Here is a 26,136-nt window from a genome sequence, read left to right on the forward strand (position 1 = left end):
AGCGATCTTGGCGAAACGGAAATGTCCCGGGATGACGCAGGCCATCCCGTTTCGGGACGATGAGACACATTCGTGAACGACCTTGGCGTCATGGCAGAGATTTCGACCGGCGAACGCGCTGATAATACGGCCGATGCGGCCGTCAGGCCGCTTCGCGCGCTGGTGGCGGTCTCGAAGGCGCTCGACCCCGCAATCGACACCGTCATTTGCATGCCCTGTTTCCGCCGCCCGCACTATCTGCGCCGGACGTTGGACTCGCTCGCCGGCCAGCGCACCGGCCGCCGCTTCGCCGTCGTCATGGTAGAGAACGATGCAGCGAAGAGCGAGAGCGTTCCGGTTGCCGCCGAATACCTCGCGTCAGGGAAACTCACGGGGCTATGCGTGATCGAGCCGCGCCAGGGCAATTGCTATGCGATCAATGCCGCTTTCGAGACGGCGCTGCAGACATTCCCGATGGCGACCAGCTTTCTGATGATCGACGATGACGAGATCGCCTCAAAGGATTGGCTGGAGCAGATGCTGCGGACGGCCGAAGCGACCGGCGCGGAGATCGTCGGCGGGCCGGTCTTCCCTGAATTCGATGAGAAACGCAAGCGTGGCTTGCGGCGCCATCCGGCCTTTGCGCCGGCCTATGACGTCTCGGGTCCGGTGCCGGTGATCTATGGCTGCGGCAATTGCCTGATCCGCCGCTCGGTGTTCGAGCAACTGGGCACGCCGGCATTCGACCTCCGCTTCAATTTCCTCGGCGGCGGCGATACCGATTTCTTCTACCGCTGCAAGCGGCTCGGCATGCGCTTTCACTGGGTGGCGGAAGCCGCGATCAGCGAGACCGTGCCGCAGAGCCGGACCAGCCTGAAATGGCTGGTGACGCGGGGCTTAAGGATCGGCGCGATCAATTATCACGTTCAGCGCAAGGCGACGCCGACGCGCTGGCTGCGCGCGAAGCTGACCACCAAATTGCTGGCGGCGTTGCCGCTATCGCTGGTCTACGCCGTGCACGCAGTCTTCACCGAGCGCAAGGGGACCATCGCCATGCATCCGGTAACGGTTGCGATCGGCAGCGCGCTCGCCGCAGTCGGCCTCGAGCCGCAGCCCTACAAGGCCTCGAAGATCGTCTCATGAGCCAGCTCGCTGACGCATCGGAACTCCGCACCGTCGCCGCCGGAATCGAGCGGCAGCAGGTGATGGACATCGTGCGCGGCGCGACCTTTATCGGGACGCTGCTGCTCGGCTGGGTCACGCTGCATCCGTTCGAGAGCCTCGGCGATCTGCAGATCGGCGATGTCGGCACCGGCAACGAGCTGATGACCTATGCGACGTTCGGCGCGTTGAGCCTTTTGACGCTGGCGCTCGCCATGCGTAGCGACGCCAAAGGACTGGCGACGCTGCTGTCGCCGGCGTTTGTCCTATTCGGTGCCTGGCTCTTGATCACCGTCGTGCTGTCGTTTGATCCCGCGACGTCGGTCAAGCGTCTTTCACTCACGATCTGCGTCATCGCGGTAACGGCATCGATGATGCTGCTGCCGAAGTCGCAGCACGAATTGATGCACTGGTTCGCGATATCAGCACTCGCGCTGCTGGCGATCTGCTATCTCGGCATATTGCTGGCGCCGGACTTGTCGATCCACTTGGCGAGCGATCCACAGGAACCGGGCCTTGCCGGCAACTGGCGCGGCGCGTTCGGCCACAAGAATATGGCCGCGGCCGTCATGGTGATGGTGCTGTTTCTCGGAATCTACGTCGTCAGCTCCGGCCTCTGGATCTCGGGGGCCGCGATCATCGGGCTCGCTTCGCTGTTCCTGCTCTATTCGGCCGGCAAGAGCTCGCTCACGCTGTGCTTTGCGGTGCTGCTGCTGACATCGATCACCTCGTTCGTCCGCTCGTTCCGGCTGCGCGCCATCATCCTGCTGACGCCGCTACTGCTATTGAACCTGCTGAGCATCGGCGCCGTGATGTTCGAGGGGCTCGCGGGAATCTCAAAACTGCTGCCGTTCGATTCGACGTTCACCGGCCGCACCGACATCTGGGCCTTTGCGCTGCAGTCGCTGCACGCGCGGTTGCTCACCGGCTATGGCTTTGCGTCGTTCTGGGGCTCCAGCGCCATCCAGAATCTGCCTGAAGGCAAGGAGTGGGCCGGCTTCGCTGCGCACAGCCACAACGGCTATCTCGACACTGCGCTGGGCATGGGCGTGCCCGGGCTGCTGCTGCTTATCCTGGTGCTGGTGATCCTGCCGCTTCGAAACTTTCAGCGGGCGACCGAGGGCGGCAACAATGGTCCGCTCGCGATGGCTTTGCTGCGGATCTGGCTGTTTGGTCTTTATCTGTCGGCGATGGAGAGCTTCTTCCTCGACCGCTCCGATCCGATCTGGTTCACGTTCCTGCTGGCGGTGTTCGGCCTGCACTATCTGGCGCGGTTCCGGGCGCAGGCATAGGGAGCTGCGCGCGTACCGCGTCGGCCACATCCTTCCACCAGCCGTCGAAATCGAACGGCAGCGCGATCGGCGGCCGCTTCACCGCCGCGGCGATCTTGTCGGCAAAGGCCTCGTTATCCGCACCGCGCTCGACCAGCACGATAGCGCCGCGGCTGATCAATTCCTTGAAGCGCGGATGATGGTCGAACTCTTCCCTTAGCGTGGGGCCGGCGACGATCAGGGGGTGGCCGGATTGCACGCAGGTCAGGATGCTGGAGCGGCGCGCGGTCAGGCCTTCATCGAGCGGATAGCAGAAGACATCGATCTCGCTGAACAGGCCGAACACCTCGTGACTGGAGCCGACGAAGCCGGAGACGATCACATCCCCGGCGAGGTCGAGCTCCCGGGCGCGGGCATAAAACTCTTCCTCGACCTTGTCGACGCCGCGGATGAAGGAGCCGACATAGACGAGCAGCGGGTTCAGTCCGCGTTGCTTCAGGATGGCGCCGATCTCGAGCAGCGCATTCGGCTGCTTGCCGGGATAGATCGAGCCGAAATGACCGATGATCAACCGACCGTCGCCTTTCGCGGCGATGAGGCGATGGCGCAATTTCGAATCCTGTATGCCGATCGGGGCCTCGATGTTCGGCGGCAGCGGCGCCAGCACGATCTTCTTGGCGGTCCAGCCGAGCAGGGGATCAGCCGCCAGTTCGCTCCGCACCAGCGGCGAGAACATGACGATGACGTCGGCGAGCACCAGTGCCGGCATGTAGGTGACGCGGCGCAGCCAATGCAGCCCATTCCATTCGTGCTGAACAAGAATGACCTTGCGCCGGCGCAGCCGTGCGATGGCGATTCCCGCGAGCGGGGCGAACATCACGCGCTTCCAGGCCACGATCGGGAAGTTGCAGACCACGCTTTGCGCCGAGCCGACCGCGCGCCAGATCTCGCCGAGGGTGCCTTCCTGTCGTGTCAGGGTTAACGTCGCGCTGGCACCCGGAGCTAGCTTCTCGATTGTTTCCTGCAATAGCCGGGTGAACTGGCCGACGCCGCAATGCATCTGCCGTCCCGCGCCGAGAAACAGCGCCCGATATCGGGTTTCTCCAGTCATCGTTGCGGCGGCGGTTTCCCAGAAACGGTCGGCGTTAGCCATAGCTGGCAGACATTAGCTTCCGGTAAGCGGCGTTGTCCGCCCGGCATCGTTCTTGCCAATTCGGTCATGAAGCGCGTCCGGCCGTCTCATAACGGGACATCGGGCGGTAACGCAATGGCACCGGGCCTTCGATTTCGGGACAACCGGAATGGGCGGCCGGCCAGACAACGGCAGTTCCAGGAGCGCGGCGATGACGGGCAGGATCTTCAGCACATGGGATGAGACGCATTCCGAGCTTTGGAGCCATCAGCCGATCCGGCTCGAGCACCAGATGCACAAATCGCCGGCCTTCTCGATGGACGAGCTTGCCCGCCTGATCGAGAACTATCCGCGCGAGCACTACAGCCTGGTGAAGACCGGGGCCAAAGGCTCCAGCCGGGTCTGGCGCGAGGGCGATATCGGCAACCTCTCGGGACGGCAGGTGATCGAGGCGATTTCCCGCGGCGGCCTCTGGCTCAACATGCGCGACGTCGGTTCGGTCGACAGCCGCTTCCGCAAGCTGATCGACAAGATGTTCGACGAGATCGCCGCCAAGGTGCCGGGCTTCGTGGTGCCGAACCATCAGGCCGGCATTCTGGTCTCCTCGCCGGACGCCCAGGTCTATTACCATGCTGATTTGCCAGGGCAGGGGCTGATCCAGATCTCGGGGCGCAAGCGGGTCTACGTCTACCCGAACACGCCGCCGTTCCTGAGGCCGGAGCATCTCGAGGACATCGCGCTGTTCGACGTCGAGGTCGATCTGCCCTATGCGCCTTGGTACGACGCGCATGCGCAGGTGTTCGATCTCGAACCCGGCCAGATGCTCAACTGGCCGCTGAACGCGCCGCACCGTGTCGAAAATCTCGGCACCGTCAACATCTCCATGACGGTGTCCTACGGCAATGACGACATCCGCCGGGCCCAGATCGTTCATCTCGCCAACGGCCTGCTCCGCCATCGCTTCGGCTATACGCCGAAGAGCCGCGCGCCGAAGGGACCGTCATTCTTCGCCAAGAAGGTGCTGCAGAAGCTCGTGCGCGACAGCGCCTGGGTCAAGCGCGAGCGCAAGGCGCGCCGCGCCATCGATTTCCGCCTCGATGCCGCCGAGCCCGGCAAGATCGTCGATCTGCCCAAGGCGGCGTAACCGCAACAGCGATGTCGGTGCTGGCGACCAATGCGGGACTGTCGGCGCGGCCAGTGAGCCGCGCGGCGGGATTTCGTGTCGAACTGCTGGGTGACTGGAAACAAGCCGTTGCGCGCTGGCACGACCTCGGTCCGTCGACGCCGTTTCAGCATCCGGCGTGGTACGACGCCTGGTACAAGGCCTTCGCCGGTACGGAGGGCGTCGCGCCGCTGATCGCCGTCGTGACGGATGCATCGACTGGCGACCCGGCAATGCTGCTGCCGTTGATTCGCCGCCGGCAGGGCCGGATCGCGATCATCGAGTTCGCCGATCTCGATCTGACCGACTACAACGCGCCTTTCCTTGGGGCTGCCGCGCCGCGCGATGCAAAGGCGGTTCGCCACCTCTGGCGCAGCCTGCTCTCGGCGCTGCGCCGGATGCCCGATCCGGCCGATCTTGTTCGCCTTCGCAAGGTGCCCGTCGAATTCGGCGGCAGGCCCAACCCGCTAGCTTTGCTCGACACCGCCGGCTCGTGTGCGCTCAACGGTAACCTCGTCACCACGGGCGAGGATTACGACGCCTGGCGCTACACGCTGGAAAAGACCGTGCGCAAGGAGCTGGAGCGGAGCTGGCGCGTGTTCACGCGCGATCCCGCCGCGTCGTTTGCGCTTCTTACCGATGCTGACCAGGCGCAGCAGATCCTCTCGACGACCGAGGCGCAGCAGGGCACGCGGATGCGCAGTCTCGGAATGAACTATGTCCTTGATGACGCAAGCCGCGCGGCCTTCTACCGCAATCTGGTTCGCAACAGTGTCGGCAGCGGCTACGCGCTGGTTTCGGCGCTCACGGTGGGCGACGAGGTCGTTGCAACGCTGCTCGGCATCAGGACCGGCGCACGCTACGTGATGATCCGCATCAGCAATGCCGGCGAGAAATGGTCGAACTGTTCGCCGGGCCGGCTGATCATCGAGCGCACGATGGCCGCGCTGCACAGGGATGGCGTACGGGAGTTCGATTTCTCCGTCGGCAACTACGCCTACAAGCGCCGCTTCGGTGTGACGCCCTTACCGCTCGTCGACATCAGCGCGGCCTTGAGCTGGCGCGGCTGGCCCTTTGCGCTGCGTGATCGCGCGGTGGGTGTGCTGAGAGATCGTCCGCAGCTCGATGCACGGCTGCGCCGCATATTAGGTAAGCCATTGTCGCGCGAAGAGAATTGACGCATTCCGGCCGTGGTTCCAAATGCGATGCAAAACTGTCACATAGGTCGGGATTGTGTGGACGTTCGCTCTGTGTTCGCGAGAGTTCATGATTGCCTGCACGCTGCAGGCGTATGCTCCACATTGGGTTAGGGCTTACTTGTGAATGCCTTCTTGGGTGCATTTGGGGAGAGCCGACATGCCAGCCTACATCCATCACCAAGACGATATCGAGCCGGGGTTCATTATCTGTCCGAGTTGTGTGGGGCTTGAAATGTACGTGCGTGAAGTCGAGCCGCATTGGAGCATGGCGAAGATCGACTTCACCTATGAATGCGCCGATTGCGGCGCCGAGGTTCGCCAGACCATCGTGAAGCCGGAGCTCCGGCATTAGTTAGCTTGGGGGGCAAATGGGCGCGCCGTGCCCACCTTCCCATCGCATTTCGAACGGGAGGTGGGCACGCGCTGCCCGCCCTATAAACCAGCCTCAAAGCTGACGCACCATACCTGGCCGGCCAGGATCGCACTCCAGCGCGGCGCGATCCCACTTTCCTGATATTGCGGCGGCCTCATAGGTGCTTTGCAGGAAATCGAGCAGGGCCTTGTCGGGACTACCAGCGCCGCGAACGGCATCATAGGGCAGGATGAATTCGCCTAGCGCTTCACTGAAGAAGGCCGCCTCGGGTCGCACCTTCGTTGTCCGAAAATCCGGCGGCTCGGGATAGGCATAGGAATAGTACGCAGGATAATCGATCGTGCCGCCGCCCGGCCAGAAGCCCGCGCTGCTGACCTCGTGTGAATAGGCCTCATGCGCGACCGCGTCGGGCAAATGCGGTACGCCGCCGGGATGACGCGGCGCTGGCCGGCCCGAGAAACGCGTCACCGCGAGATCGAAACTGCCCCAGAAAAAATGCACCGGACTAGCCTTGCCGAGAAAGCCGGTGCGGAACTGTTTGAAGACACGATCGCTGTTGACAAGGATTTGCAGGAAGCGCCCGACGGCGTCCGGATCATAGGAAGCGTGCGCGACATCCTCGGAAAATTTTATCGGATCGGGCAATTCGTTCGGCATCTCGTCGATCGCAACAGCAATGCCGAGCTCACCGAGCGCGGCAAGCGTGGCAGCGTAGAAGCTTGCGACGGAATGACCCGGCAGCGCAAAGTCCTGGCGCGCGCCGTCGCTGGCTGAGATGCGTAGGTGATGATCGATGAAATCGAAATCGATCTGGAACGTTCGCGTACCGTCGGGCACCGGCGACGTCGTTAATCCGCGTGGCGTGACGTACAGCGTCACATGCCAGGAATGATTGAGCCACGGCGACTTGGTCAGGCGAATTTTGCCGACGATCTGAGTCCAGAGCTGCAGCGTCGCACAGGTGTCACGCCACGCCGCGGTCGGCAATTCCGGCCATGTAGCTTGCGAATGGTTACTCATGCGAAAGCCTTCCGCGTTCCGATCCGGGCCGAAGCCCTATCACGAATTCATCTGGTGTTTAAAAAAGCCGTGCGTCACGATTTCGTGCAATTCCAGACGGCGCGGATAGGGCGGCATCACCAGAGAGAATGCCGCCCTTGTCCTATCACCCATGCAGCTTGTTCGCGGTCTCCGCAATCACGCGGCCCTGATAGCGCGCGCCGGCGAGTTCGTTCTCGCTCGGCTGGCGGCTGCCGTCGCCGCCGGTGATCGTGGTGGCGCCGTAGGGCGCGCCGCCGGTGACCTCGTCGAGCTTCATCTGGCCGGCAAAGCCGTAGTTGAGGCCGACGACCGTCATGCCGAAATGCAAGAGGTTGGTGATGATCGAGAACAGCGTGGTTTCCTGTCCGCCATGCTGGGTCGCGCTCGCCGTGAAGGCGCCCCCGACCTTGCCGTGCAGCGCGCCCTTGGCCCAGAGGCCGCCGGCCTGGTCGAGGAAGTTCGCCATCTGCGAGGCCATCCGGCCGAAACGCGTGCCGGTGCCGATGATGATCGCATCGTAGTTGGCGAGGTCCTCGATTTTCGCGATCGGCGCGGCCTGGTCGAGCTTGTAATACGAGGCCTTGGCGACGGCTTCCGGCACCAGCTCGGGCACGCGCTTGATGTCGACGGTGGCGCCGGCCTTGCGTGCACCTTCGGCAACGGCATTTGCCATCGCCTCGATGTGACCGTAGGCGGAATAATAGAGCACGAGTACTTTGGACATGATGGTTTTCCTTTGGGGTTTGAGTTGAGGTGTTCGGAAACAAAAGCGGTCGTCATGCCCGGCCTTGTGCCGGGCATCCACGTCTTGCTTTGCGGCCAAGGCGTGGATGGCCGGGACAAGCCCGGCCATGACGAGGAGGGAGTGGTGTTCGCAGCTACGCCGCGTCGACCAGCACCAGCTCGCTGTCTTCCAGCGCGGTGATCGTCAGCTTCGCCTCGTCGCGGATCGCGGCGCCGTCGCGGGCGTTGACGCGCACGCCGTTGACCTCGACGCTGCCGGCCGCCGGCACCAGATAGAGGTGACGCGCCTTTCGCGGCTCATATGTCGCGCTCTCGCCGGTCTTCAGCGTGGTTGCGAGCACCCGCGCGTCGGCGCGGATCGGCAGCGCATCCTCATCGCCTTCGATGCCGCTCGCGATGGTGACGAGCTTGCCGGAACGGTCTGACTTGGGAAACGGTTTCGCGCCCCAGGTCGGCTGGCCGCCCGTCGTCTCCGGCTCGATCCAGATCTGAAAAATCTTCGTCTTCGAAGGCTCCAGATTGTATTCGGAGTGACGGATGCCGCTGCCCGCGCTCATCACCTGCACGTCGCCGGCCTCGGTGCGGCCCTTGTTGCCGAGCGAGTCCTGGTGCGTGATCGCGCCTTCGCGGACATAGGTGATGATCTCCATGTTGGCGTGGGGATGGGCGGGAAAGCCGGTGTTGGGCGCGATCTCGTCATCGTTCCACACCCGCAGCGCGCCGTGGCCCATATTGCTGGGGTCGTAGTGGCTGCCGAACGAGAAGTGATGCTTCGCCTTCAGCCAGCCGTGATCGGCGCCGCCGAGTTTTGCAAAAGGTCTAAGTTCGATCATGGGGTATTCCTTCGTTGAAGCTGCTTGAATGAGGAGGCCGGGCGGCATGCGCCCGACCTCGCTGTGTCTGACTTACGCGCCGAAACCGCCGTCGACGTTGAGCACCGTGCCGGTTACGAACGAGGCTTCGGGGCTGGCGAGAAACACCACGCCGGCAGCAATCTCCTCAGCGGTGCCGAAGCGTTGCAACGCATGTTGCTTGCGCTGGGCGTCGGCAAACTCGCGGTCGTCGTCCGGGTTCATATCGGTGTTGATCGATCCCGGCTGCAGCACGTTGACCGTGATGCCGCGTGGCCCGAGGTCGCGTGATGCGCCCTTGGAGTAGCCGACGATCGCAGCCTTGGTGGCCGCGTAATCGGCAAGCCCCGGAAACGAAGCGCGGGTCGCAATACCCGAACCGATGGTGACGATGCGGCCGCCTTCGCTCATCAGCTTCGACGCAGTACGGATCGCGGTGACGACGCCGTGCACGTTGATTTCCTCCTGACGGGCAAGCGCCGCGGTGTCGGTATTGGCATCATCGATCGGCCCACCGACCGCAACGCCCGCATTGTTGACGAGGATGTCGAGCCGGCCGAAATCCTTGGCGACGTTCTTGACGAGTTGATCAACGTCGGCGGAGGACGCCTGGTCGGCCTTGTAGGCGCGGGCGTTGACGCCCTTGGCCTTGAGTTCAGCGACGACGGCTTCGGCCTTGTCGGGGGAGGCGACATAGCTGATCGCAACGTTGGCACCTTCTTCCGCCAATGCGCGGGCGCTTGCCGCGCCGATGCCGCGGGAACCGCCGGTGACGAGGGCTACCTTGCCTGAGAGCTTCTTGGTCATTGGATTTCTCCATCGCTTCGATTTCGATGGCCATTGGATATGCCGTCAGTCGTGGTATAGAAATAGAAACTATTGAAACTTATTGTTTCCAAAAACGATCTTTGGAGGCGATTGCATGTCGAAACTCCCGGACTTCGAGGCGCTGGCGATTTTCGCGAAAGTCGTGGAACTACGGTCGTTTGCCTCGGCCGCGACTGAACTGGCGCTGTCGAAGGCCACGGTGTCCAAGGCGGTCAGCCGGCTGGAGCAGCGGCTCGGCGCGCGGCTGTTCAACCGCACCTCCCGGCGGCTGGCGCTGACCGATGCCGGGCAGCGGCTGGCGGAGCCCGCCGCGCGCCTGCTCGCCGACGGCGAGGACGCCGAGAACGAGGCGCTGTCGCAATCGATGGCGCCGCGCGGCTTGGTGCGGCTCGCGGTGCCGATGACCTTTGGTGTGAAGGCGGTGGCGCCGATCCTGCCGGAATTCCTCGCCGCCTATCCGGAAGTCTCGATCGACCTTCACCTGAGCGACGCCACGGTAGATCTGATCGGCGAGGGATTCGACGCCGGCCTGCGCATCGCGCGGCTGCCGGACTCTTCACTGATCGCGCGTCGCCTGTGCGGCATGCCGCGCTACACGGTGGCGGCGCCTTCCTATCTGAAGCGTTACGGAAGGCCGACGCACCCGATGCATCTCGCCCAGCACAAGTGCTTCGGCTATGCCTATCTCTCGACGCCCGGCGTCTGGCACTACACCAATGCGGCCGGCGAGCAGGCGAGCGTGCGTCCGGCGGGCCAGCTCCGCGTCAACAATGGCGAGGCCGTGCTGCCTTCCGTCATCGCCGGCCTCGGCATCGCCGACCTGCCGGACTTCATAGTCGGCGACGCCGTTGCCTCCGGCGCAGTCGAGGTCATCCTCAAGGGCTGGCACCAGGCGGAAGGCGCCGTGCATCTCGTGACCCCGCCCGGCGGCCCGCGCCCCGCCCGGGTCGAGGTGCTGGCGGATTTCCTCGCCAAGCATTTTGCAAAAGCGAAGAAAAGGAAGTCGTGACGCGCTTTTCTTTACCCTCCCCTCCAGGGGAGGGTGAGACACCGCGCACTATCGCCACGTCCTCTGTATCGGTTAGTCTGTCCCCAATAACGAAAATAATCCGGGAGAAACTCACCCATGAACCGCCGCGAACTTCTCAAGGCCGCCGCTGCGTTGCCGCTGGCGTCAACTTCACTTTCCAACACCGCCTTCGCGCAAAGCCCATATCCCTCGCGCAACATCACCATGATCGTGCCGTTCCCGCCGGGCGGACAAGCCGATCTTGCGGCGCGGCCGGTGGCGCAGGCACTGGAGCGGATTCTCGGCAAGCCCGTGATCGTCGACAACCGCGCCGGCGGTGGCGGCGGATCGGTCGGCAATGCGGCGGCCGCGCGCGCTGAGCCTGACGGGCACACGCTGTTGATGACGCTGTCGTCGCTCGCCGTGCTGCCCGAGGCCGACCGGCTGTTCGATCGCCCGGTGGCGTATGAAGTCTCACAGTTTGCGCCGATCGCGCGCGTGCTGGCCGATCCGACCTTGCTCGCGGTGCCGGCATCCGCGCCATGGAAGACGCTGCAGGAATTCGTCGACGATGCCAAGAAACGTCCCGGTCAAATCCCCTACGGTTCGTCCGGTCCCTACGGCACGCTGCATGTGGCGATGGAGATGTTCGCCGCGAGCGCCGGCATCAAGCTGCTGCACGTGCCGTTCCGCGGCGCGGGGCCGGCGCTCACCGCGCTGCTCAGCGGCACCGTGCAGGCGATGGCATCGGCGCCGGGCACGCTGAAGGAGCAGGTCGATGCGGGTAAGATGCGCGTGCTCGCCAATTGGGGTGCGGAGCGCATCAAGAGCTTTCCTGATCTGCCGACCTTCAGGGAAATCGGCTACAAGGATGTCGAGTTCTACATCTGGGCCGGGCTGTTCGCGCAAAGCGCGCTGCCCGCGCCGATCATGACGCGGCTGCGCGAAGCGATGGCGGAAGCCGTGAAGGCGCCCGAGGTGGTGAAGACGTACGAGACCGCCGGCAGCCCGGTCGCCTATCTCGACGCGCCGGAGTTTGCAAAGTTCGTGGCCGAGGACAGCGCGCGGCTCGTCGCGGCGGTGAAGAAGATCGGCAAGGTCGAATAGGGAACCCGGCTTCACATTTTTTTGTTCGCACCAACGTCGCGTGGCCGCATTCATCCGACAGGGTGAATCCCGCTACCGCGCGGAGTTCCGCGTCAACGTGAATTCAAGAAGAAAGGACGTGATCCATGCAAGCGCAGCGGATTGTCCTCAGCCTTGCCGTTGCGATCGCCGGCATGGGTGCCGTTTCCACCGCGTCTTCGCAAGAATATCGCGGAACCTGGGAACAGCAGATGGCCTGCACGCCCGATGTGTGGCGGCTCTGCGGCGACCAGATCCCGGATGTCAGCCGGATCGTCGCCTGCCTGCGGCAGAACACACCGCAGCTCTCTCCTAACTGCCGCGCGGTGTTCGAATCGAGCGCCGAGCAGCAGGCCAATCGCGCGCCGCCACCGCGCGGCTTGCAGCAGGCGCCACGCGGCCGCGCGCCGCAGCCAATGCAGCCGCGAGAAGCGTATCCACGGCCGCGACCGTATTTAGAGGAAGACGATTAGGCCGATGCCGCCTCGACCGGCCTGAGTTCGCAGACGTCGACCCATTCGGCGCCGGTCAATTCCGCCATGCGCTCCGGCGTGATCTTCACTGCGCTGTGGGTCGAGCCCGCGGCCGGCACCACGATGTCGAACGCCTTCAACGACACATCGCAATAGACCGGCAGCGGCGTTTTCAGCCCGAATGGGCAAACGCCGCCCACTTCATGTCCGGTGATATCTGCGACTTCGTCGAGGCCGAGCATCTTCGGCTTGCCGCCGAACAGCGCCTTCACCTTCTTGTTGTCCATCCGCGAGGTACCGGCCGCCACGATCAGCACCACGCGATCGCCGACGCGCAAGGACAGCGTCTTGGCGATCCGCGCCGGCTCGACGCCATAGGCCTCGGCGGCCAGCGCGACGGTGGCAGAGCTCATCTCGGATTCAATCACGGCAATATCGGGCGCCTTCTCGGCGAAGAAGGCGCGAACGGAAGCAAGACTCATTTCAGGACCTTATGCCAGACACCAAAGCGGGAAGCTCGGCGAGGGCGTGGATGCGATGGTCCGCCGTCACGCCGAGCTCGTCCATCTGGGTGCGCAATATCTTGAACATCGTCAAGGGCGGCAGCGTCTCGCTTTCCAGGCAGGCCAGCGCCATCGCCTCCGGGCTCACCCGCTCGATCCAGGCGACGTTGAGCCCGAACGCCTTGGCGCCGCAGACGTCCCAGGGATTGGAGGAGATGAACAGCACCTCGGCAGGCGGCACATGCAGCGCCTCTTCAATCAGTGCGTAGACCTCGGGTGAGGGCTTGAACATCTTCTTGGCATCGACGCTGATGACGGCATCGAGCACGCTGTCGAGCCCGCTGTTCTTCACCAGCGCGTCAAGCATGTCGGGGCTGCCATTGGAGAGGATCGCGAGCTTGCGGTCCTTCATCGCCGACAATGCGGTCAGCGCGTCGGGATAGAGATCGAGATGCAGGTATTTCTCGATGATGCGCACGAACGTCGCGTCGTCATACTGCAGCCCGAGGCTGGCCAGTGTGTAGGCCAGCGCCTCGCGCGTCACGACAGCAAAATTCTGGTAACGCCGCATCAGCGAGCGCAGCCAGCTATATTCGAGCTGCTTGATGCGCCAGACCTGGGTGATGATCTCGCCATAGCCCGGGAACGCCTCCTCGGTGACATCGGCCACCGACTGGACATCATAGAGGGTGCCATAGGCATCGAAGACGACGGCTTTGATGGTCATGGCTGCTTCTCCTTGCCGCCGATGGTCGCATGCAGGAATTTCCGCAAGGCGTCGACGGACCGATCCCGCGCCGTCTCGTTGAATTCGAGGTGATGGCCGAGAATCTTCACGGGCGTCGTGAAAGTCGGCACGTCAAAATCATGGTGGGCGCCGGGATAGACGGCGATCTCGATCGGCACTCCCTTGCCTTTCTCGCGCGAGATACCCCAATCGTCGCGGCCCTCGGCGAGGTTGCGGCATTCGCTTGCCGGCGCCCAGTCGTCAAGCTCGCCGATCAGGATCAGCGTCGGCACCGTCATGTTGCCCTTGATGCCCGCGCAGAGCGGATAGAAGCCGACGGCCGCGCGGAATTTTTGCTCTGAGCTTCGTTCGAGCTCGCCGCGCTCGACCGACAGCAGGGCGAGCATGCCGCCTTGCGAAAATCCCACGACGGCCACGCGGCTGGGGTCGACGGACGATTGTTCGGCAAGGAAATTCAGCGCGCGATAGGCATCGAGCAGCGTCGATGGCGGCATTGCACCGGTGCAGGCGTTGGTGATGCCACGTGTGCCGAAGCGGTCGATCGCCAGCGTGACATAGCCCCACTCCGCCAGCCGCTTGCCCCAGCGCGCGTCAATGCCCCGCCAGGCGCCGCCGCAGCCATGCATCAGCACGACGGCGGGCGAGGGGCCGGGACCATCGGGCAATCGCAAATAGCCCTGCAGCGCCTGTGGGCCCGCCAGCGGGCTTTCGAATTCGACGAGGCGTGGCGGCACATCGCCCGCAAGCGCGACGTCCGCGCAAAGGAACAGGAGCACGGCTATCACGGCGGCTATTCTGGCGAAGTTCGTCATGGACCACCTCGCAAGCTTTGCCGCCGATGATACGCCCTTAGATGCCCAAAATCTTCCGCGCGTTGGCCTTCATCACCTTCGGCCTGATTTCCTCGCGGATCTCGAGTTTCGCAAAATCCGCAAGCCAGCGGTCCGGCGTGATGACAGGCCAGTCCGAGCCGAACAGCATTTTGTCCTGCAAGATCGAGTTAATGTAGCGCACCAGGATCGGCGGGAAATATTTCGGCGACCAGCCGGACAGGTCGATATAGACGTTCGGCTTGTGGGTCGCGACCGACAGCGCCTCTTCCTGCCAGGGGAAGGAGGGATGCGCGAGGATGATCTTGAGGTCGGGGAAGTCAGCCGCGACGTCGTCCATGTACATTGGGTTGGAATATTTCAGCCGCATCCCCATGCCGCCGGGCATGCCGCTGCCGACGCCGGTCTGCCCGGTGTGGAACAGCGCGATCGCGCCGCCCTCGTTGATCGCTTCATAGAGCGGATAGGCCAGCCGATCGTTGGCGTAAAAACCCTGCATGGTCGGATGGAATTTGAAGCCGCGAACGCCGTATTCCTCGATCAGCTTGCGCGCCTCGCGTACGCCGAGCTTGCCCTTGTGCGGATCGATCGAGACGAACGGGATCAGGACATCGAGATGGTCGGAGGCAACCTCCAGCATCTCGTAATTGTTGTAGCGGCGGAAACCGGTCTCGCGCTCGGCATCAACAGGGAAGATCACGGCCGCGATGTTCTTCGAGCGGTAGTAGGCCGCGGTCTCCGGCACGGTCGGCGGATGCTTGTGCGGCGATTTGAAATACTCCGCCATGCGCTCCTGGAAATCGTCATAGCCGTCGTCGGCATGCAGGCCGCAGGGCTCCTCCGCATGGGTGTGGATGTCGATGGCTGTGACTTTCTCGATATCGGGCAGCTTGAGCTTGGGCATCTCTCGGGTTTCCCGCCGGCTTGATTTTTGGGTCTGGAAAATTGATTATACTATATAACAAATTCCGCAAGGCGGCAGAAGCAAAAGGCGGAAAATAACGGGAGTGCGGCATGGGAACAGCGCAGGCTTTCGAGACCGATTTCTGGAAAGACGCCAATTTGCGAAAGGTCTGGGACGACATTGTTCCCGGCGAGCCCCGCAAGACCATTCCCTACACGCTGACCAAGGAAGCGATCGAGCTGTACTGCAAGTCGGTCGGCGAGACCCATCCGATTTATTTCGACGAGGCTTACGCGAAGACCACCCGCTATGGCGGCGTGATCGCGCCGCCGTCGATCCACATCCTGCTGATGTTTTCCTGCACGCCGGCAGACGACTGGATGCGCTCGCCGGGCACGGTGAATGCCGGGCAGTCCTGGAGCTACAACGTTCCGGCACGCCCTGGCGACGTCATCACGCTGCAGGCCCGCGCGCTCGACAAGTTCATCAAGCGCGAAAGGCTGTTCGTGGTGCACGACAATGTCTTCTTCAACCAGAAGGGCGACGTAATCTGTTCCGGCCGCGGCTGGACGATTCGGCCGATGTGAGTGGGAGGGCGCGATGACCACGACGTTCGAAAAGCTCAGGGCGGGTGACGCCATCGATGGACCCGCCTTCGCGGTGAGCCGCGAATCCATCCGCCTGTTTTGCGATGCCTCGCTCGATTACAACCCGCTGCATCTCGACGACGACTACATGAAGGGCAGCTTCGGCAAGACCAATTTCGGCGGCATCATCATGCACGGCATGAACAATTTCGGGCTGATCTCGCGCATGATCACCGACTGGGCCTATCCGGCCGGCGCCATCCACCGCCGCCTGGAGACGCGATGGGTCAAGCCGGTTAAGCCCGGCGACACCATCCAGCCCTCCGGAATCATCAAGGCCAAGCAGGTGAGCGAAAAGTCCCGCTGGGTCTTGATCGACGTTGTCGTGAAGAACCAGGTGGGCGAAAAGGTCGCGACCGGCGAGGCCCTGGTCGAGTTCCCCCGCGACCTGTTTTGTCAGTGAATCGGGTTGTACCGTCTCGCACCGTCATTCCGGGATGGTCCGAAGGACCAGACCCGGAATCTCGAGATTCCGGGTTCGATGCTGCCGCATCGCCCCGGAATGACGGCAAGAAGCCCCATTCGGATTGACATTCGGGGCTGCGCTGCTTAGAAACCGCCCATCCCGGGCGGCCAGCCGCTTTTCGGGTTTAATCCCATTTTGCCACTTTCGGGTAGCTCAGCTACGGGCCTCCAGCACGGCCTTTCAAAGCATCAGGATCGTCCCATGAAAGTCCGTAACTCCTTGAAATCGCTGCGCGGGCGTCACCGCAACAACCGTCTGGTCCGCCGCAAGGGCCGGGTCTACGTGATCAACAAGGTGCAGCGCCGCTTCAAGGCCCGCCAAGGCTAAGAACAAGGCCAGGAGCCGGGCCAAAGTCCGGCCGCGCCAGCCCGATTTTACCTTTCACAGGTCTTTGACGAAGTGCTGCTTTGCGGCGCGGTTTTGCACGTCTAGACTTGGTCCATGCTTCCAAGATTCCCGCTTCCCCGTAACTGCCGGATCGCGGTCCTCGCCGCGGTCCTGGCCGCCGTGCCGGCGGTCGCATTCGCCCAGGCCCAGAACGACCCCCGGGTCATTCCCCCGCCGAAAGCCCAGAAGAAGCTGCCGGAAGCGCCAAGCAAGCTTCCTCAGATCGGCGCCGACCGTACCCGCGGACTGGATTTCCTGTTCGGCGCGCTCAAGGCCGCCCCGGATGAAGCCAGCGCCAAGCATGTCGAGGCGCGGATCTGGGCGCAGTGGATGAAAACTCCGAGCGATACGGCGGCGCTTTTGATGCTGCGCGCCAAGGCCGCGATGGACGCGCAGCAGGCCGACGTTGCGCTGAAACTGCTCGATGCCGTCATCAAGCTACGTCCCGATTATACCGAGGCATGGAACCGGCGCGCGACGCTGTACTATCTGAAGAACGACTACACCCGTTCACTGGAGGACATCCGGCAGGTGCTGATCCGCGAGCCCCGGCATTTCGGCGCGCTGGCCGGGCTCGGCATGATCATGCAGGACATCGGCGACGAGAAGCGCGCGCTGGAAGCCTTCCGCAAGGCGCTGGCCGTCAATCCGCATCTGGAGAAGGTGCCGGAGCTCGTCAAAACCCTCACCGAAAAGGTCGAAGGCCGCGATATCTGATATTTCGCGGTTAACCGCGTTTTCCGACGGCGTAACTCAGGCGGGAACGCCGCGCGGCCGACGGGCTATCATTGGCTGACTGCGTGACAGGAGTGAGCCATGAAACCATTGCTGCTGGCCGCCGCGATGATGGTTGCGGGCGCGAGTTGCGCCTTCGCGCAAGGCGGCTACTGGGTGGTCGGCAACAGCGCCACCGGCAAATGCGAGATTGTCACGAGCAATCCCGTCATCAACGCCCAAGTCGGCGGAAATATCTGGTTCGGAACCGGACCGTACCAATCGAATGACGACGCCAAGCGTGCCCGTTCGACCATTCCTCAATGCCCGGCCGTCGCGGAACCTCCCGCAGGAGCGGCGGACGAACAGAAGCAGGAATAGAGCGGCAGCTAGAGCATGATCCGGAAAAGTGTGAAGCGGTTTTCCGAAAAGATCATGCTCAAACAAAGACCTAAAGCGCGATGACGATTCATCCAAATCTCATCGCGCTTTAGTGCAGCGCGTTACTTCCGCGGGCCATGCCGTCGAGGCCGACCGCCGCGTAGAACTGCGCCAGTTCGGCTTCCAGCTTCTCATTCACCAGCAACAGAGCCTTGAGTGCGCCGCGGATGTCGCCATCGCAACTTGCTACGATCTGGTCGATGGCGGCTTCGCTTGCGTCGGAAATCATGGGCAGTCCTCCGATGATACGCCTGGAACAACTTGTAGTGAGCGCCCGGGTTGCTGTGGATGTTGGGTAAAGTGCAGGTGCCCGACTAACCCCCTCATCAGGCACGCGCACAAGTGGCGAAAGTGTCAGCGCCACTGTACAAACTCGGCAATGACATCATTATGACCCCGCTATCCACAGCGCAGGTCGCCTGTGGACAACCTCCGAGCGACCGATGAGACTTCGCCGATGTCAACGCGGCGCTTCGCGTGATGCATGAACAAGTTCTCAAACAAGTTTGAGAAACGCAGCCATGCCTTTGCTTTGGATTTTGTTTTCTACAATTTCGCCGCAATCATGAGACCGCTTGGCGCGACGTCCTCGTGCCGTCTGGACTTGTAGAGATCTACGCGGGCACCGCCAGGAACCTGACTGTGCGCAGACCGTATCGGAAAAAGGTGACGAAATTCCAAACCGAGACACGACCGGACAAGCCATGAAACCTGCACCCGTCGGCGCCGTAGCTCGCTGGTGCGAAAAATCAGCCGGAAATCCTCGATGGTGGTGGTGATTGTGGTGGCGGCGCTGGCGGTGCTGGCGCTGGTCACGCAAGTCGGCGTTTTTCTGGCCGAGCGGGCTCACCCGGCGCAGGGCAGGATGATCGAGGTGGCCGGTGGCGCCCTCCACATCCTGGATATCGGCCCGCGCGATGCCGCTGGTCCGCCGGTCGTGATGCTGCACGGCGCAAGTTCCAATCTCGAAGTCATGCGGCAGCCGGTCGGGGAACTGCTCAGCCGAAAGCACCGCGTGATTCTGATCGACCGTCCCGGGCACGGCTGGAGCACCCGCGCCCGCCTTGAGGATTCCACGCCCGAGATCCAGGCCCGGATGGTCGAGGAGGCGCTGGCCAAAATCGGCGTTACCAGCGCGATTTTTGTGGTGCATTCCTGGTCCGGCGCCTTAGGCGCGCGGATCGCGCTGGATTACCCGCAGGCCGTCGCCGGTCTCGTGATGCTGGCGCCGGTCGCCTATCCGTGGCCTGGCGGTGTCGGCCGCTACAACCGTCTGATCGCAACGCCGGTCATTGGTCCGCTCTTCGCCTACACGATCACGCTGCCGCTCGGCCTGTTGCTGGTGGATTCCGGCAGCCGCGGCGTCTTCCTGCCGCAGACCATGCCGGACGGTTTTGTCAGGAATACCGCAACGCCGCTGTTGCTGCGGCCGCGCGAATTCATCGCCAACGCGCGCGATCTGGTGACGCTGAAGGACGCGGTTGCCGGGCAGTCGCCGCGCTATGGAGAGATCAAGGCGCCGGTCACCATCATCACCGGCGAGGCCGACAAGACGGTGTCGACCGACCGGCATTCACGTCCCTTTGCGGCGGCCGCGCCGAACGTGAAGCTGATCGTGCTGCCCGGCGTCGGCCACATGATCCAGCAGGCGGTTCCCGACCTCGTCATCGCCGAAGTCGAGGCGATGGTCGCAGCGCTGCCGAGCGTCGAGGCTGCGGCGGCACATTAAGGCGGCGCATCCGCTTGGGATGCGATACGATCGCCGTGCGCGGGATTTCCGCTGCTCGCCCCGCGAGGGATGAAGCCAGGCAGTTGCTATATCGGGCAGCCGACCCAAGGGAGAGCGCCATGTATGCCGCCATTCGTCAGGGCAAGGCCAAGGCCGGCAAGGCCGAAGAACTCACACGCAGGATCAAGGAAGGCGCCATACCAGTCATCAGCGGGGTCGAAGGCTTCATGGGCTATTACGTGGTCTACGCGCCCGACGACACCGTGATCGCAATCAGCCTGTTCAACAATTTTGCCGCCGCCGAGGAATCCAACCGGCGCGCACTGGCATGGATCGAGCACGATCTCGCGCCGCTATTGACGGGACCGGCGACCGCAACCGCCGGCCCGGTGATCGTGCATACACTGGCGTGATGTGGCGGGGGTTCACCCTCCCCTGGAGGGGGAGGGTCGGCTCACATGGAGCGCAGCGGAATGTGAGACGGGGCGGGGTGATCTTTCCACTCGGGTACTGTCGGCTGTGGAGGGACCGTCACCCCACCTCGGTTCGCATTTCATGCGAACCGATCCTCCCCCTCCAGGGGAGGATTAAGCAGCGGCGCGTCTCCGCAGCCCCTTACTTCTGCTTGCCGTCCTTGTCGAACGAGGAGACGTACGCCCAGAGGTCGTTGGCTTCCTTCTCGTTCTTGATGCCGGCGAACACCATCTTGGTGCCGGGAATCTTCGCCTTCGGGTCCTTGATGTATTCGAGGAACACGTCCTTGCCCCAGGTGATGCCGGAATTCTTGTTGGCGTCCGAGTAGGAATAGCCCTCGACGCTGCCGGACTTGCGGCCATCGAGGCCGTTCAGCACGGGGCCTACCTTGTTCTTGGCGCCTTCGCCGATCGCGTGGCAAGCCAGGCACTTGTTGAACGAGGTCTTGCCGGCGGCGGCGTCCTGCGCCATTGCGGCGGATGCTGCGGTCATCGAGGTGAGGGCAACCAGCGCAGTCAAAGTCAATTTCTTCATAGGATGCTCTTTGTCTCTTCCCTGAGGTTTATCGGGACCACTGCTTGTGGCACGGGCCGCTTCATCTGGACAAGCCACGAAACATTGACAGGTTTCGTTGCTGCGGACTTGCCCCAGAGCGAACTCGCCGTGATGCGCATCGGACGTTGGTAGCCTACCCAAACCGGGTCAGACGTGCTTGATTTATCGTGATAAATCGATAAAGCGCGCCGTGTAGGCAAGGCTTGGAGGGACACGCATGGCCATCATGATGCCGGCCGCCGATCAGGCGGTTCTCGGCCGCCGCGGCGAGATCGTGGCCGCCCTGCGCGCAATCGTGCCGGGCGAGGGCGTCATCGATACGCCGGCCGAAATGCAGGTCTACGAATCTGATGGTCTCACCGCCTACCGGCAACCTCCGATGGTCGTTGTGCTGCCCGACACCACCGAGCAGGTCTCGCGGGTTCTGAAATACTGTCATGAGCACGGCATCAAGGTGGTGCCGCGCGGCTCCGGCACCTCGCTGTCCGGCGGCGCGCTGCCGATCGCCGACGGCGTGCTGCTCGGCCTCGGCAAGTTCAAGCGCATCCGCGAGATTGATTTCGACAACCGCGTCGTGGTGACCGAGCCCGGCGTCACCAACCTCGCCATCAGCCAGGCGGTGGCGCATGCCGGCTTCTACTACGCGCCCGATCCATCCTCACAGATCGCCTGCTCGATCGGCGGCAATGTCGCTGAAAATTCCGGCGGCGTGCACTGCCTGAAATACGGCATGACCACCAACAACGTGCTCGGTTGCGAGATCGTGCTGATGTCCGGCGAAATTTTGCGGATTGGCGGCAAGGCGGCGGAGAATTCCGGCTACGACCTGATGGGCATCATCACCGGATCGGAAGGACTGCTCGGCGTCATCACCGAGATCACGGTGCGCATCCTGCAGAAGCCGGAGACGGCGCGCGCGCTGATGGTCGGCTTCGCCGAGGTCGAGGCCGCCGGCGAATGCGTCGCGCGCATTATCGGCGCCGGCATCATTCCGGGCGGCATGGAGATGATGGACAAGCCGGCGATTCACGCCGCCGAAGCTTTTGTTCATGCCGGCTATCCGCTCGAGGTCGAGGCGCTCCTGATCATCGAGCTCGATGGCCCCCAGATCGAAGTCGACGAGCTGATCAAGCGCGTCGAGGCGATCGCCAAGGGCTGCGGTTCGGTGACGCTCCAGATCTCGACATCGGAGGCCGAGCGCAATCTGTTCTGGGCCGGCCGCAAGGCGGCGTTCCCGGCAGTCGGGCGGATCTCGCCCGACTATCTCTGCATGGACGGCACCATCCCGCGCGGCGCATTGCCGAAGGCGCTGGCGCGCATCCGCGACCTCTCGGTCAAATACGATCTGCGCGTCGCCAACGTGTTTCATGCCGGCGACGGCAATCTGCACCCGCTGATTCTCTACGACGCCAACAAGCCCGGCGAGATCGAACGCGCCGAAGCCTTCGGCGCCGACATCCTGCGCGCCTGCGTCGAGTTCGGCGGCGTGCTGACTGGCGAGCATGGCGTCGGCATCGAGAAGCGCGACCTGATGCCGGAGATGTTCTCGGAAATCGACCTCAACCAGCAGCAGCGCCTGAAATGCGCCTTCGATGCGCATGGCCTGCTCAATCCCGGCAAGGTGTTTCCGACCCTGCACCGCTGCGCCGAACTCGGCCGCATGCACGTCCATGCCGGCAAGCTGGCGTTCCCTGATTTGCCGAGGTTTTAGTGATGATGTTCGAAGCCAGACGAGCAGGGGACTCTCACGGGCACCACCCGAGCCGCTCACCCCTCTCCCCAACCCTCCCCCGCAAGGGGGGAGGGAGCCTGAAGAGCGTCCTCACCTCACTTCGCTTCACAGCTTCAGCGCGCTGCGAAGAACCAGGAGAACGACAACTCGTCAGGGACGCACAGGCGGATGGGCTCCCTCCCCCCTTGCGGGGGAGGGTTGGGGAGAGGGGTAAGCCCCGGGCGCTGACAGGCGTGATGCGAAGACCGCGTTTCTGCGTATCCAATTCAGGTGCGCCGTGGACACCCTGAAAGTACGCGACGCCAAGGACGTCGAAGACGTGGTGCGCGCGGCGATCGCGAGCGAGCAGCCGCTTGAGATCATCGGCCATGGCACCAAACGCCTGATCGGTCAGCCGATGGCAACCAATGCCGTGCTCGATGCCTCTGATCTGAATGCGGTCACCTCCTACGAGCCGAACGAATTGATCATCACGGTTCAATCAGGTGCGCCGCTTGCCGACGTGCAGTCGCTGATCGATTCCAAGAACCAGCAATTCGCCTTCGAGCCGATGGATACGTCGGTGCTGCTGGGCGTATCCGGCAACGGCACCATCGGCGGCATGATCGGGGCCGGGCTCGCCGGCCCGCGCCGTATCAGGGCCGGTGGGGCGCGCGACCACCTGCTCGGCGCGGAGGCGGTGTCCGGCTTCGGCGACAGCTTCAAGACCGGCGGCAAGGTGGTGAAGAATGTCACCGGCTATGATCTCTGCAAGCTCCTGACGGGCTCATGGGGCACGCTCGCAGTCATGACCGAGGTCACGCTGAAAGTGATGCCGAAACCGGAGAGCGAGCGCACGCTGGTGCTTGCCGGGCTCGACGATCTCGCGGCCAACCTGGCGATGACCGCGGCGCTCGGCTCGCCCTATGACGTATCCGGCGCCGCGCATGTCCCGTATCAGGTGTTCGGTTCCGCAGCCGGCGCGCTGGCGCGCCTCGGGGCTGCGGGGCGGGCGGTGACCCTGCTGCGGCTGGAAGGTATCGCCGCTTCGGTAGCCGACCGCGCCGGCTCGCTCGGCAAGGCGCTCGCGGCGTTCGGCGCGGTGGAGATGCTGCAGGACGGCGCCTCGGCGGCGATCTGGGCCGAAATCCGCGACGCCGAGCCGTTCGCCGCCAGCGGCGCCCGCGGGCTGTGGCCGGTATGGCGGATCGTCTGTCCGCCGGCTTCCGGCGGCGCGCTCGGCAAGGCTCTGGCGAGCGAATCCGAAGGCGACGTGATCTACGATTGGGGCGGCGGCCTGATCTGGGCTGCGCTGCCGCCGAAGCCGGATGCGCAAGCCGCGTTGGTCCGCGCGCGGGTCGCAGCCGCGGGCGGCCATGCCGCCCTGATCCGGGCGCCCGACGAAGTCAGACGGAAGGTCGAAGTCTTCCATCCGCAGGCTCCCGGCATTGCCGCCCTGAGCGAGCGCGTGCGCAACAGCTTCGATCCCAAGATCATCCTCAACCGCGGCCGGATGGCGCGGATGGCAGCACCATGAAAACCGAATTCTCCCTCGCCCAGCTCGCCGATCCCGATATCGCGGTGGCCGACAAGATCCTGCGCGCCTGCGTGCATTGCGGGTTCTGCACCGCGACCTGTCCGACCTATGTGCTGCTCGGCGACGAGCTCGATAGCCCGCGCGGGCGGATCTACCTGATCAAGGAGATGCTGGAAAAGGACAAGCCGCCGACGGCGGAGGTGGTCAAGCATATCGACCGCTGCCTCTCCTGCCTGGCCTGCATGACCACCTGTCCCTCGGGCGTGCACTACATGCACTTGGTCGATCAGGCGCGGGTCCGCATCGAGCGCGACTATTCACGGCCGCTTCTCGAGCGGGCGCTGCGCGCGGTGCTGGCGCTGGTGCTGCCGCGGCCAAAGCTGTTTCGCACCAGCATGATCATGGCGCGGTTCGCCCGCCCGTTTGCCGCCCTGCTGCCGGCGCCGAATACGGCGACGCCCACCCTGCTCAGGCGAATCAAGGCGATGCTGGCGCTGGCGCCGAAAAGCCTTCCCGCGCCGGGGCCGGCGGGCGGCAGCGTGTTTCCGGCTGAGGGCGAGCGGCGCGGGCGGGTCGCGCTGCTGCAGGGCTGCGCCCAGCAGGTGCTGGCGCCGCGCATCAACCAGGCCGCCATCAGCCTTTTGACGCGCCACGGCATCGAGGTGGTGCTGGTCAAGGACGAGCAATGCTGCGGCGCGCTCACCCATCATCTCGGGCAGGATGCCGACGCGCTGGCGCGGGCGCGCGCCAACGTCACGGTGTGGAAAAAAGAGCTGGAACAAGGGGGCCTCGACGCCATCCTGATCACGGCATCGGGCTGCGGCACCGTCATCAAGGACTATGGTTTCATGCTGCGCGAGGATCGCGATTTCGCTAGCCCTGCAGCGCAAATCTCCGCGCTGGCAAAGGATATCACGGAATTTCTCGGCGGCATTGAACTCGCGCCAACGACGCAAAAAGGCGACGTCACAATCGCCTATCACTCGGCATGTTCGCTGCAACATGGGCAGAAAATCACAGGGCTTCCGAAAGAATTGCTTTCCAAGAATGGATTCGTGGTGAAAGATGTGCCTGAGAGCCATTTGTGTTGCGGTTCGGCGGGGACCTACAACATTCTCCAGCCTGACATTGCGAGCAGATTGCGCGATCGAAAGGTCGCCAATATTGCGACAGTCAAACCGGACATGATCGCTGCGGGCAATATTGGATGCATGGTTCAGATTGCCGGCGGTACGTCAGTTCCTGTGGTGCACACGATTGAGCTTCTCGATTGGGCGACGGGAGGTCCAAAGCCTGGATCGTTAACAGGATTGAATTGATCGATCGGCCTAAGGGCATGATCTGGAAGAGTCTGCTCTGCACCGGGGGCGCCGGTCGGATGCCGGCTCTTCGCCGGGATAGACGCGAAAGTGTTTGCCTGAAGATCGTGTCTGGATACGGGATGGAGCGGGAGGGCACTTCGAAGAAGTGTCGCCCCGGTCCGGCCCAGGACTCTCCAGGAGAGACTACGCGAAGCGCTCGACAGACATGGACAGCGTCAACAGGAGGACCAGATGGCGAAGAAGAGTAAGAAGGCCAAGAAGGCTAAAAAGGCCAAGAAGGCCAAGAAGGCCGTAGCGGCGAAGAAGTCGGCGAAGAAGGCTGCGAAAAAATCGGCCAAGAAGGCTGCGAAGAAGGGCGCGAAGAAATCCGCCAAGAAGGTTGCGAAGAAGGCTGCCAAGAAATCAAAGGCCGCGCCGAAGAAAGCCGCCAAGAAGAGCGCGGCGAAGAAGCGCAAGGCCGCTGCCAAGCCTGCTCCCGCGATGGAGCCGGCCGCGGCGTCCGAGCCGGAAGCCGAAGCTGCGGCTGCGCCGAGCTGGGCTTCTCCCGAGCCGTCCAATCCTTCCTGGTCGGCTGGTTCGTCCAACGGCAGCGACCACACGTAGGGCCGCCCGCCGCCAACCTTTTCGACGAGGCCGCAGCGTCTATCGCTGCGGCCTTTTTCGTTGCGGCCCAAAGCGGCCCAAGCCCGCAGTTTCACGGGGGAATTGATTCGCAAAACCTGGCCGGCCGATGTGTCGCCCGCGCTGCGATTTGCACAGGCCGGACGGGAGTCTCGAGGACTGGAACCCCTGGAATTGTTGTCGGAATGCAACACACACC

The 26,136-nt window shown here is 63.5% G+C and carries 30 protein-coding genes; 19 read left to right on the top strand and 11 right to left on the bottom strand.

Going from position 1 to position 26,136, the window contains the following annotated elements:
* Positions 1-90 precede the first annotated feature (90 nt).
* Positions 91-1,122 carry a glycosyltransferase gene (locus QA643_RS05720; RefSeq protein WP_283034721.1) on the top strand — a complete coding sequence of 344 codons (1,032 nt, stop codon included), beginning with the start codon at positions 91-93 and terminating at the stop codon, positions 1,120-1,122.
* Positions 1,119-2,432 carry an O-antigen ligase family protein gene (locus tag QA643_RS05725; protein WP_283032228.1) on the top strand — a complete coding sequence of 438 codons (1,314 nt, stop codon included), beginning with the start codon at positions 1,119-1,121 and terminating at the stop codon, positions 2,430-2,432. The genes QA643_RS05720 and QA643_RS05725 overlap by 4 nt, the downstream gene beginning before the upstream one ends.
* On the opposite strand, the gene QA643_RS05730 is transcribed toward QA643_RS05725, so the two are convergent.
* Positions 2,371-3,522 (bottom strand): hypothetical protein, encoded by a 1,152-nt coding sequence (locus QA643_RS05730; RefSeq protein WP_283032229.1) that lies wholly within the window; start codon positions 3,520-3,522, stop codon positions 2,371-2,373. The genes QA643_RS05725 and QA643_RS05730 overlap by 62 nt on opposite strands.
* Before the next feature lie 232 nt (positions 3,523-3,754).
* Between QA643_RS05730 and QA643_RS05735 the strand changes: the two genes are divergently transcribed.
* From QA643_RS05735 to QA643_RS05745, 3 genes are all read left to right on the top strand, one after another.
* Positions 3,755-4,687: a cupin-like domain-containing protein gene (locus QA643_RS05735; protein WP_283032230.1), complete on the top strand. Its 933-nt coding sequence runs from the start codon at positions 3,755-3,757 to the stop codon at positions 4,685-4,687.
* An 11-nt stretch (positions 4,688-4,698) separates the two neighbouring features.
* Positions 4,699-5,883, top strand: coding sequence for a GNAT family N-acetyltransferase (locus QA643_RS05740; protein ID WP_283032231.1), 1,185 nt, complete (start codon positions 4,699-4,701; stop codon positions 5,881-5,883).
* Between the two features lie 178 nt (positions 5,884-6,061).
* Positions 6,062-6,256: a hypothetical protein gene (locus QA643_RS05745; protein WP_283032232.1), complete on the top strand. Its 195-nt coding sequence runs from the start codon at positions 6,062-6,064 to the stop codon at positions 6,254-6,256.
* Between the two features lie 93 nt (positions 6,257-6,349).
* Here QA643_RS05745 and QA643_RS05750 read toward each other — a convergent pair whose 3' ends face one another.
* The 4 genes from QA643_RS05750 to QA643_RS05765 all read right to left on the bottom strand — a co-directional run bounded on the left by QA643_RS05750 (position 6,350) and on the right by QA643_RS05765 (position 9,720).
* The gene (locus QA643_RS05750) at positions 6,350-7,297 is read right to left on the bottom strand and encodes a DUF5996 family protein (protein WP_283032233.1); all 948 of its coding nucleotides are present in this window, start codon (positions 7,295-7,297) and stop codon (positions 6,350-6,352) included.
* A gap of 145 nt (positions 7,298-7,442) precedes the next feature.
* Positions 7,443-8,042: an NAD(P)H:quinone oxidoreductase gene (gene wrbA / locus QA643_RS05755; protein WP_283032234.1), complete on the bottom strand. Its 600-nt coding sequence runs from the start codon at positions 8,040-8,042 to the stop codon at positions 7,443-7,445.
* Positions 8,043-8,196: 154 nt separating this feature from the next.
* A complete protein-coding gene (locus tag QA643_RS05760) occupies positions 8,197-8,895 on the bottom strand; it encodes a pirin family protein (protein WP_283032235.1) in 699 nt (232 codons plus the stop codon).
* Between the two features lie 72 nt (positions 8,896-8,967).
* Positions 8,968-9,720, bottom strand: a complete 753-nt coding sequence (locus tag QA643_RS05765) for an SDR family oxidoreductase (RefSeq protein ID WP_283032236.1) — start codon at positions 9,718-9,720, stop codon at positions 8,968-8,970.
* A gap of 115 nt (positions 9,721-9,835) precedes the next feature.
* On the opposite strand from QA643_RS05765, the gene QA643_RS05770 reads away from it, so the two are divergent.
* The 3 genes from QA643_RS05770 to QA643_RS05780 all read left to right on the top strand — a co-directional run bounded on the left by QA643_RS05770 (position 9,836) and on the right by QA643_RS05780 (position 12,348).
* Positions 9,836-10,750: a LysR family transcriptional regulator gene (locus QA643_RS05770; RefSeq protein WP_283032237.1), complete on the top strand. Its 915-nt coding sequence runs from the start codon at positions 9,836-9,838 to the stop codon at positions 10,748-10,750.
* A gap of 117 nt (positions 10,751-10,867) precedes the next feature.
* A complete protein-coding gene (locus QA643_RS05775; protein ID WP_283032238.1) occupies positions 10,868-11,857 on the top strand; it encodes a tripartite tricarboxylate transporter substrate binding protein in 990 nt (329 codons plus the stop codon).
* A 125-nt stretch (positions 11,858-11,982) separates the two neighbouring features.
* Entirely contained in the window at positions 11,983-12,348 is a 366-nt protein-coding gene (locus QA643_RS05780; protein ID WP_283032239.1) for a hypothetical protein, read from the top strand.
* Here the strand turns inward: QA643_RS05780 and QA643_RS05785 are convergent.
* From QA643_RS05785 to QA643_RS05800, 4 genes are read right to left on the bottom strand one after another with little or no spacing between them, the layout of a single operon-like run.
* Positions 12,345-12,830, bottom strand: coding sequence for a YbaK/EbsC family protein (locus tag QA643_RS05785; protein ID WP_283032240.1), 486 nt, complete (start codon positions 12,828-12,830; stop codon positions 12,345-12,347). The two genes, QA643_RS05780 and QA643_RS05785, sit on opposite strands and share 4 nt — an antisense overlap.
* A gap of 1 nt (position 12,831) precedes the next feature.
* The gene (locus tag QA643_RS05790) at positions 12,832-13,578 is read right to left on the bottom strand and encodes a haloacid dehalogenase type II (protein ID WP_283032241.1); all 747 of its coding nucleotides are present in this window, start codon (positions 13,576-13,578) and stop codon (positions 12,832-12,834) included.
* The gene (locus tag QA643_RS05795; RefSeq protein WP_283032242.1) at positions 13,575-14,411 is read right to left on the bottom strand and encodes an alpha/beta fold hydrolase; all 837 of its coding nucleotides are present in this window, start codon (positions 14,409-14,411) and stop codon (positions 13,575-13,577) included. Before QA643_RS05795 ends, QA643_RS05790 begins: the two co-directional genes overlap by 4 nt.
* A gap of 37 nt (positions 14,412-14,448) precedes the next feature.
* The gene (locus tag QA643_RS05800) at positions 14,449-15,333 is read right to left on the bottom strand and encodes an amidohydrolase family protein (RefSeq protein ID WP_283032243.1); all 885 of its coding nucleotides are present in this window, start codon (positions 15,331-15,333) and stop codon (positions 14,449-14,451) included.
* 110 nt (positions 15,334-15,443) lie between these two features.
* Here QA643_RS05800 and QA643_RS05805 point away from each other — a divergent pair, with 110 nt between their 5' ends.
* The 5 genes from QA643_RS05805 to QA643_RS05825 all read left to right on the top strand — a co-directional run bounded on the left by QA643_RS05805 (position 15,444) and on the right by QA643_RS05825 (position 17,928).
* Positions 15,444-15,920 (top strand): MaoC family dehydratase N-terminal domain-containing protein, encoded by a 477-nt coding sequence (locus QA643_RS05805; protein ID WP_283032244.1) that lies wholly within the window; start codon positions 15,444-15,446, stop codon positions 15,918-15,920.
* Positions 15,921-15,933: 13 nt separating this feature from the next.
* A complete protein-coding gene (locus tag QA643_RS05810) occupies positions 15,934-16,383 on the top strand; it encodes a MaoC family dehydratase (RefSeq protein WP_283032245.1) in 450 nt (149 codons plus the stop codon).
* 264 nt (positions 16,384-16,647) lie between these two features.
* Complete coding sequence (ykgO, locus tag QA643_RS05815) at positions 16,648-16,773, top strand: type B 50S ribosomal protein L36 (protein WP_002718645.1); 126 nt, start codon at positions 16,648-16,650, stop codon at positions 16,771-16,773.
* A gap of 114 nt (positions 16,774-16,887) precedes the next feature.
* Positions 16,888-17,550, top strand: coding sequence for a tetratricopeptide repeat protein (locus QA643_RS05820; RefSeq protein ID WP_283032246.1), 663 nt, complete (start codon positions 16,888-16,890; stop codon positions 17,548-17,550).
* 99 nt (positions 17,551-17,649) lie between these two features.
* Positions 17,650-17,928 carry a hypothetical protein gene (locus QA643_RS05825; protein ID WP_283032247.1) on the top strand — a complete coding sequence of 93 codons (279 nt, stop codon included), beginning with the start codon at positions 17,650-17,652 and terminating at the stop codon, positions 17,926-17,928.
* 109 nt (positions 17,929-18,037) lie between these two features.
* Here QA643_RS05825 and QA643_RS05830 read toward each other — a convergent pair whose 3' ends face one another.
* Entirely contained in the window at positions 18,038-18,217 is a 180-nt protein-coding gene (locus QA643_RS05830; protein WP_225678404.1) for a hypothetical protein, read from the bottom strand.
* Positions 18,218-18,754: 537 nt separating this feature from the next.
* Here QA643_RS05830 and QA643_RS05835 point away from each other — a divergent pair.
* Positions 18,755-19,717 (top strand): alpha/beta hydrolase, encoded by a 963-nt coding sequence (locus QA643_RS05835; protein ID WP_283032248.1) that lies wholly within the window; start codon positions 18,755-18,757, stop codon positions 19,715-19,717.
* 119 nt (positions 19,718-19,836) lie between these two features.
* Positions 19,837-20,130, top strand: coding sequence for an antibiotic biosynthesis monooxygenase (locus QA643_RS05840; RefSeq protein ID WP_283032249.1), 294 nt, complete (start codon positions 19,837-19,839; stop codon positions 20,128-20,130).
* Positions 20,131-20,332: 202 nt separating this feature from the next.
* Here the strand turns inward: QA643_RS05840 and cycA are convergent, their stop codons facing one another.
* Positions 20,333-20,725: a cytochrome c-550 CycA gene (cycA, locus tag QA643_RS05845; protein WP_283032250.1), complete on the bottom strand. Its 393-nt coding sequence runs from the start codon at positions 20,723-20,725 to the stop codon at positions 20,333-20,335.
* Between the two features lie 238 nt (positions 20,726-20,963).
* Between cycA and QA643_RS05850 the strand changes: the two genes are divergently transcribed.
* The 4 genes from QA643_RS05850 (at position 20,964) to QA643_RS05865 (ending at position 25,919) form a co-directional block, all read left to right on the top strand.
* Complete coding sequence (locus QA643_RS05850) at positions 20,964-22,457, top strand: FAD-linked oxidase C-terminal domain-containing protein (protein WP_283032251.1); 1,494 nt, start codon at positions 20,964-20,966, stop codon at positions 22,455-22,457.
* Between the two features lie 298 nt (positions 22,458-22,755).
* Positions 22,756-23,994, top strand: coding sequence for an FAD-binding protein (locus QA643_RS05855; RefSeq protein ID WP_283032252.1), 1,239 nt, complete (start codon positions 22,756-22,758; stop codon positions 23,992-23,994).
* Positions 23,991-25,313, top strand: a complete 1,323-nt coding sequence (gene glcF / locus QA643_RS05860) for a glycolate oxidase subunit GlcF (RefSeq protein ID WP_283032253.1) — start codon at positions 23,991-23,993, stop codon at positions 25,311-25,313. Before QA643_RS05855 ends, glcF begins: the two co-directional genes overlap by 4 nt.
* Positions 25,314-25,547: 234 nt before the next feature.
* On the top strand, positions 25,548-25,919 hold the full coding sequence (locus tag QA643_RS05865) for a hypothetical protein (RefSeq protein WP_283032254.1): 372 nt from the start codon (positions 25,548-25,550) through the stop codon (positions 25,917-25,919).
* Positions 25,920-26,136 lie beyond the last annotated feature (217 nt).

Origin of the sequence: Bradyrhizobium sp. CB3481, assembly GCF_029714305.1 — a bacterium.
GTDB lineage: Bacteria > Pseudomonadota > Alphaproteobacteria > Rhizobiales > Xanthobacteraceae > Bradyrhizobium.